Here is a 6,488-nt window from a genome sequence, read left to right on the forward strand (position 1 = left end):
GGTGGTGCGCGACCTGATCGTCGACATGACCGATTTCTTCAACCAGTACCACTCGATCCGGCCATACCTGATCAACGACACGACGCCGCCCGCGCGCGAGCGGCTGCAATCGCCGGAGGAGCGCGACCAGCTCGACGGGCTGTACGAATGCATCCTGTGCGCGTGCTGTTCGACGTCGTGCCCGAGCTACTGGTGGAACCCGGACAAGTTTGTCGGTCCGGCCGGGCTGCTGCAGGCGTACCGCTTCATCGCCGATTCGCGGGATCTCGCGACGGCCGAGCGGCTCGACGATCTCGAGGATCCGTACCGGCTGTTCCGCTGCCGGACGATCATGAATTGCACGGACGTGTGCCCCAAGGGGCTGAATCCGACCAAGGCGATTTCGGAGATCCGGACGATGCTGGTCAGGCGGACGGTGTAGCGAGGCGTGGCGGCGCGTCCCGGGCGGTCCGCCGTTGCCCCAGCGCGTCTCGTACCAAAGCGGTAGCAAGTCTTTCATCGCGCGACATTGACGAGAGAAACAGATCGATCTGACGACTTCGCGGCTGATTATTATCGATGGCACAACGAATTTTCTGTTTTAGAAACGCTGGGTTGTCAATGCGTTAAGAATCGAAAATTTCGAGTGTATGGAACGTTCTGACGTGTGCCGGCCGCACCGCGCTCACCGCTACTTTTCCCATCCAAATGCACTAGTTTTCTCGGTGCATTTGAACATGATCGGCCACCTAAGGATGTCCCTATACTGAGCCGCACGGCATCGGAGCGATCTATCGCGAGATCGAGGGGTGCGCAGGCAGGTGGACAACTCGATTGAATGGAGAGTCGATCATGTTTGAAAGAACGGAAGGCGCAGCACGCAATCTGGCAGGCAAGGCGCAGGAGGCAGTAGGCGAAGCGATCGGCGATAGCCGCATGGAACTCGATGGACAGGCGCGCCAAGTGGCCGGCAAGGTTCAGCAATCGTATGGCGAGGCGCTCGAACAGCTCCGCGACGTCGCCGCGAACAATCCCGTTGCCGCGCTGGCGGCGGTCGCTGCAGTGAGTTTCATCATCGGCGCCATGTGGTCGAAGCGCTGATCGGCACGGATGATTCTTCGAAACCGGGACAAGTTCGCATCGGAGCATGTCATGGCTTTGCTTTCAAGACTGGGGAAGTGGTCGCACGCCGCGCAATTTTCTGTCGCACGCCTGACCGATTATGCGAATCTCGCAGCCATCGAACTCGGCCTCGCCCGGAAGCGCTTCATGCGCGACCTGATCCTGTATGCCCTGCTGGGACTGAGCGTGATGTTCGGGCTCGCATTCGTGTGCGTGGCAGCGATCGTCAGCGCGGCGAACACGCGTTACCTGATCGAGGTCGCATGGGCCGTAGCGGGATTCTGGGTGCTCGCGTCCATCGGCGCGCTCCTCGTGGTACGCACGCGTGACGAGCACGGTACCTTTTCCGTTCTGAGCGAGGAGTTGCAGCGCGATATCCGCACCGTCCGGGAGAGTGTGTGATGACGCAACGAGCATCCGACCGCCAACCGCTCGAATCGCAGCGGCGCGTCCTGCTGGCACGCATGGCGGCAACCCGCGCGGAGTTGTCCGCGTCGAGCCATGTGATCGACACGACGCAGCAGTCGTCTGCCCACGACCGCGCCAGACATCCGTCGACGAGCCTGCCGACTCTGTACGGCTCGACCGGCGCCAGTATTGCCGTGGCGCTGGTGGGCCTGGCGGTCCTCGGACCGCGACGCCTCGTCGCGACGGCAGTGCGCGCCGGCCTGGTCGCATTGATCGGGCGGATGACCCGCGATATCGTGCGGCTGAAATTTAGGCCGCGGCAGGCGTGGCTTGACGCGCCCGGCACGGCAACGAGCGGCCCTCCCGCCGCAGCATCGTCGATCAAGTCATCGGTGCCGTGATCCTGCTGTCCGTGGTCCGAGTGTTCAATCGCGTGGCCTGATCCTGCGAGGGGGCCTCCCGTGTCGTTGGCTGAAAACGCGCGGAATGCTTGTCTTTGCGTCCATGCTGCGGGGTAGCGCGCTGTCGAGTGCCGCTGCCAGTTGCACGTGGATTGTCGAAGGTCGTCGATAGCGTGGATACGCACTAGTGCATGTGCGACCGTCGGGGAGGCACGCAGCTTTGTAACTATGTCGGGTCTACGGCGCAATGCGCCGAAGGCCGATCGCCCGGGAGAGTCCTGCATGTCCGAAACGATCTTCGATGCACTGCGCGAAAGCCATCAGATCCAGCGCGCATTGATGCGCCGGCTATTGCGGTCGAAGCCAGGCCCCGATCGCGGCATGCTGTTCGAACAACTGCGCATCGAACTTGGCGCGCACGAGGCCGCCGAGGAGCGCTTTCTCTATGCTCCGATCCTGATGGACGACCGCGGGCTTCATCCGTCGCGCGATGCACTTGCCGATCATCACCGGATGGACGAGATCGTCGACAATCTGCGCGACCGTGACCCCGGCTCGCGTGGCTGGCTGGCAACGGCCAGGAAACTGTCTGAAGAACTGCACGAGCATCTGAAAGAAGAGGAAAAGATCTTCTTTCAGATATCCGGAAAAATCCTGAGCGAGACGGACAAGTCGACGCTTGCGAGGCGATACCGGAACGACTATCGGCGCATGCACGTGCGGCTGGCGGACGAAGAGCGGCCGGCCCGCGCCCGCGCTGAGCGATGACGTAATCCTCTACCCGGACGTCACATCATGAAAACCTTCCACTGTGGACGATGTTCGCAACTGGTGTTCTTCGAGAACGTGAAGTGCGAGCGTTGCGATGCGCTGCTCGGCTATCTGCCGGACGTTGGCGAAGTCGGCGCGTTCGAGCCCGCGGGCGACGGAACATGGCGTAGCCTGCACGCGGCCATGCCCGGGAAACGCTATCGCCAATGCGCCAACTACGCCGTGGAGCATGTTTGCAACTGGATGATTCCGGCGGAAAGCGACGACACGCTATGCCGCGCGTGCGTGCTCACCGAGACGATCCCGAACCTGTCGTCGCCCGACAACCGGCTGCTGTGGTTCCGTCTCGAGGCAGCGAAGCGACGACTGCTATACACGCTCCTCGTGCTGGGCTTGCCGGTGGAGTCGCGCGCGCAGCAGCCGGCGCGCGGAATGGGCTTCTCGTTCAAGGCATCGACCGATACCGAGGTCGTCATGACCGGCCATGCGAACGGCCTCATCACGGTAAACCTCGACGAAGCAGACGACGCGAAGCGGGAGCGGATCCGCACGGACATGCGCGAGCCCTATCGCACCTTGCTCGGCCATTTCCGGCATGAAATCGGCCACTACTACTTCGATCGTCTCGTGCGAGGCAGCCGCTGGATGGAGCCGTTTCGCGCCTGTTTCGGCGACGAGCGTGCCGATTACCAGGCAGCGCTCGACGCACACTATGCCAATAACGAACCCACGGACTGGGAGAGCGCGTACGTCAGCGAGTACGCGACGATGCACCCGTGGGAAGACTGGGCCGAGACGTGGGCGCATTACCTGCATATCGTCGACACGCTCGATACCGCGACCGCATGTGGGCTCGTGCTTGCCCCCGACGACGCGAGCCTGCCGACGCTGGCCGACCAGACGTCGGTCGACGAAGCGAGCTTCAGCAGCCTGATGCGGCGCTGGTTCCCGCTGACCTACGCGCTGAACAGCCTGAACCGCAGCATGGGGACGCCGGACGCCTATCCGTTCGTGCTGGCGCCCGCCGTCGTCGCGAAATTGCGTTTCGTGCACGATGTCGTGGCCGCGTCGGGTGACGCGGCGGCTGCCCAGCCGTCGCTCGTCGCCTATGCGGCGGGGAGCGGCGCGGAGCCGGGCAGCGTGCGGTAATCGTCCGGGCGCGGCGGGAACCGAAACGGTTCGAATACGGACTTCCGGCATGCGCGTCGTGCATGTCGAAAGTGTTTCGTACGGACGGCGAGTGCTTTCACGCAGGATCCGCCTGCACGGGCACGCCGTTTTTTCCAGGAGAATTCCGCATGAAATTCCTCTCGATCGCAATGGTGTGCGTCGCGTTGTCGGCCGTTTCCCTATCGGTTCAGGCGGCTGGATGCCTGAAGGGCGCGGCAGTGGGTGGGGTAGCCGGGCACGTCGCCGGCCATCACGGCGCGGTCGGTGCGGCGGCGGGATGTGCGCTTGGCCACCACCACGCGGCGAAGAAGGCGAAAGAAGCGAGCGCGGCGACCGCCGCATCGCAGTGACGCGGCGGAAGAGCGGCCGCTGCCTGCTGCCGCTCTTCCGTTCCGGCTGGGTGACCATGGCGGAAATCCGGATGGCTTGTTGCGGCCTCTTCGCCGAATGGCGTGAGACCGGCGCGGAAAGATGCTGTCGCCGCATACCTGATCAACGACACGACGCCGCCCGCGCGCGAGCGGCTGCAATCGCCGGAGGAGCGCGACCAGCTGGACGGACTGTACGAATGCATCCTGTGCGCGTGCTGTTCGACGTCGTGCCCGAGCTACTGGTGGAACCCGGACAAGTTCGTCGGCCCGGCCGGGCTGCTGCAGGCGTACCGCTTCATCGCCGATTCGCGGGATCTCGCGACGGCCGAGCGGCTCGACGATCTCGAGGACCCGTACCGGCTGTTCCGCTGCCGGACGATCATGAACTGCACGGATGTGTGCCCGAAGGGGCTGAATCCGACCAAGGCGATTTCGGAGATCCGGACGATGCTGGTCAGGCGGACGGTGTAGCGCGGGACATCCGGAGGCCAGGGCTCCGCTATTTCCCGGCGAACGCGTCCGCCTGCGCGGCGCGATGCTGTGCCGCAACGCGAGCGTCGCCCGGATAGAACTGCCGCGCCCATCGCTGGAACACCGGGTACGGCCCGTCGCCTGCGACCGGGGTACCGTAGCCGGTGTAGTCGCGATTGCCCCACACCATGATGTCTTCCTTGAACACCGGTACCAGCCACAGCCGGTGCAGCAACCGGCCGAGCGCGGCGTAGACGAGCCGCTGCAACGGAGCTGGCCATCTCGACAGCCACGAAAAGCGGAACGAAATACCGTCCCGGAAGGTCCAGCGCAACGGCGCGACCTGTACGCCGCATGCGAAGATCTTCGCTTCGAGGCCGATCGCCTTCATTTCATGGTCGGACGACACGCAGCCAAGGCCGTGAACGCCGATCACCGTGCTCCATTTGATGTGCTTCCACGCCATGTCCACCTGCATCGAAATGCGCGGGCCGTCGATCACGGGCGTATGCGGCTTCATGTCCTTCCAGCGATGCAGCGCGCCGAAATGTTCGAGGTCGAAGCCGTTTTCCGGCAGGTTCTGCATCACGCCGCGTAGCGTGAATGCCTGGCCGACCGGTGCCGAGAAGCCGGTCATGTCCACTTCCGGCAGTTCCCAGGTCGGCGCCAGGCCGTCGGCGTTCTGCCATACGAACACGAAGCCGTTCCACTCGCGCACATGCCGGGTGCGAAGCGTCAGCGTCTGGCCGCCCTTCGCGCAGCCGGCGGCGATACGCCGGCCGTCGGGGCCGTACGCGTAGTGATGGAACGGACAGACGATCTGCTCGCCGTCGACCGTGCCGCCGTGGCCGAGATGCGCGCCCTGGTGCGGGCAATACGCGTCGACCGCGCACGCGACGCCCGAGGCCGTCCGGTACAGCACGACGTCGCGTCCCATGAACGGCGTCGTGAGCACGGCCCCGCGCTTCAGCTCGCGGCTGAAACACAGCGCGAACCAGCCGTCCGGATAGGGCAGCGGCGAGGTTTCGTCGACGGGGCCGGCTGCATGCATCGCGCGCTCCTGCATCGGCATGGCACTCATCGCGCGAATTCCCGATCGGCGTGCATGACGGCCGGCGGCCCGGCGCCGTCTTGCCCGTCGGGTGCGTCGCCGCCGGGTGCCGGGTAGAACTGCGCGGCCCAGCGCCGGAACGTCATGATCGGCAGCTCGCCGGCCATCAGCGTCGGGCGTGCGTCGTAGTCGCGGTGATCCCAGATGCGCAGGTCGCGCTTGAATTGCGGCACGAACCACAGCCGGTATGCGGCGCTCGCGAGGACCTCGTGCAGGGCCCGGCGCAGCGGCGACGGCCACGCCGACGCACGTTCGACGCGCAGCGCGACGAATTCGCGGCAGGTCCAGCGGTCGGGTTCGATCTGCGTCGGGAACAGCACGACCCGCGCGTGCAGCCCGAGGTCCGGCAGTTCCATGCGCGCGGCCATGCAGCCCAGGCCGTGCATCGTGATGTCAAGCAGCAGCCGTTGCCCGAGCAGCACGAGCGTCGAGCGCATCGTCAGCCGGTGGCCGTCGGCTTGCAGCGGCTCCAGCACCGGATTCGACCAGCCGTGCACCGGGCTGAAATGATTGACGTCGACGCCGTTCTCGGCCGGATTCTGCAGGCTGCCGTTCAGCGTATGGCACTGGCCGCGCGGCCGCGAATAGCCGTCGAGGTCTCGTATAACTTCGTATAATGTATGCTATACGAAGTTATTACGCACGCTGCCGAGCAGCGCGGCCAGCAGCAGGCGTCCGAGTAAT

General features: G+C 64.8%; 9 protein-coding genes and 1 pseudogene. 8 read left to right on the forward strand and 2 right to left on the reverse strand.

Annotated elements, in window-relative coordinates; translation table 11 throughout:
* The 8 genes and pseudogenes from JMF90_RS18700 to JMF90_RS18735 all read left to right on the forward strand — a co-directional run.
* The coding region (locus JMF90_RS18700; protein WP_201325305.1) for a succinate dehydrogenase iron-sulfur subunit at positions 1 to 421 on the forward strand (421 nt) is incomplete at its 5' end.
* 410 nt (positions 422 to 831) lie between these two features.
* Positions 832 to 1,080: a CsbD family protein gene (locus JMF90_RS18705; protein ID WP_027808545.1), complete on the forward strand. Its 249-nt coding sequence runs from the start codon at positions 832 to 834 to the stop codon at positions 1,078 to 1,080.
* Positions 1,081 to 1,131: 51 nt separating this feature from the next.
* On the forward strand, positions 1,132 to 1,503 hold the full coding sequence (locus tag JMF90_RS18710; RefSeq protein ID WP_053525471.1) for a hypothetical protein: 372 nt from the start codon (positions 1,132 to 1,134) through the stop codon (positions 1,501 to 1,503).
* Entirely contained in the window at positions 1,503 to 1,910 is a 408-nt protein-coding gene (locus JMF90_RS18715) for a hypothetical protein (protein ID WP_235349350.1), read from the forward strand. The genes JMF90_RS18710 and JMF90_RS18715 overlap by 1 nt, the downstream gene beginning before the upstream one ends.
* 282 nt (positions 1,911 to 2,192) lie before the next feature.
* Positions 2,193 to 2,678, forward strand: coding sequence for a hemerythrin domain-containing protein (locus tag JMF90_RS18720; RefSeq protein ID WP_201317302.1), 486 nt, complete (start codon positions 2,193 to 2,195; stop codon positions 2,676 to 2,678).
* A 27-nt stretch (positions 2,679 to 2,705) separates the two neighbouring features.
* Positions 2,706 to 3,830: a putative zinc-binding metallopeptidase gene (locus tag JMF90_RS18725; protein ID WP_201317301.1), complete on the forward strand. Its 1,125-nt coding sequence runs from the start codon at positions 2,706 to 2,708 to the stop codon at positions 3,828 to 3,830.
* Between the two features lie 149 nt (positions 3,831 to 3,979).
* On the forward strand, positions 3,980 to 4,201 hold the full coding sequence (locus tag JMF90_RS18730) for a hypothetical protein (RefSeq protein WP_027808548.1): 222 nt from the start codon (positions 3,980 to 3,982) through the stop codon (positions 4,199 to 4,201).
* Positions 4,202 to 4,324: 123 nt separating this feature from the next.
* A pseudogene (locus JMF90_RS18735) lies at positions 4,325 to 4,693 on the forward strand (4Fe-4S dicluster domain-containing protein); the annotation flags it as partial.
* Between the two features lie 28 nt (positions 4,694 to 4,721).
* Here JMF90_RS18735 and JMF90_RS18740 read toward each other — a convergent pair.
* Positions 4,722 to 5,774 (reverse strand): aromatic ring-hydroxylating dioxygenase subunit alpha, encoded by a 1,053-nt coding sequence (locus JMF90_RS18740; RefSeq protein ID WP_201317300.1) that lies wholly within the window; start codon positions 5,772 to 5,774, stop codon positions 4,722 to 4,724.
* A complete protein-coding gene (locus tag JMF90_RS18745; RefSeq protein ID WP_307730538.1) occupies positions 5,771 to 6,409 on the reverse strand; it encodes a hypothetical protein in 639 nt (212 codons plus the stop codon). The genes JMF90_RS18740 and JMF90_RS18745 overlap by 4 nt, the downstream gene beginning before the upstream one ends.
* Positions 6,410 to 6,488 lie beyond the last annotated feature (79 nt).

It is taken from the genome of Burkholderia sp. E168m23 (assembly GCF_016586125.1).
Lineage (GTDB): Bacteria > Pseudomonadota > Gammaproteobacteria > Burkholderiales > Burkholderiaceae > Burkholderia > Burkholderia orbicola.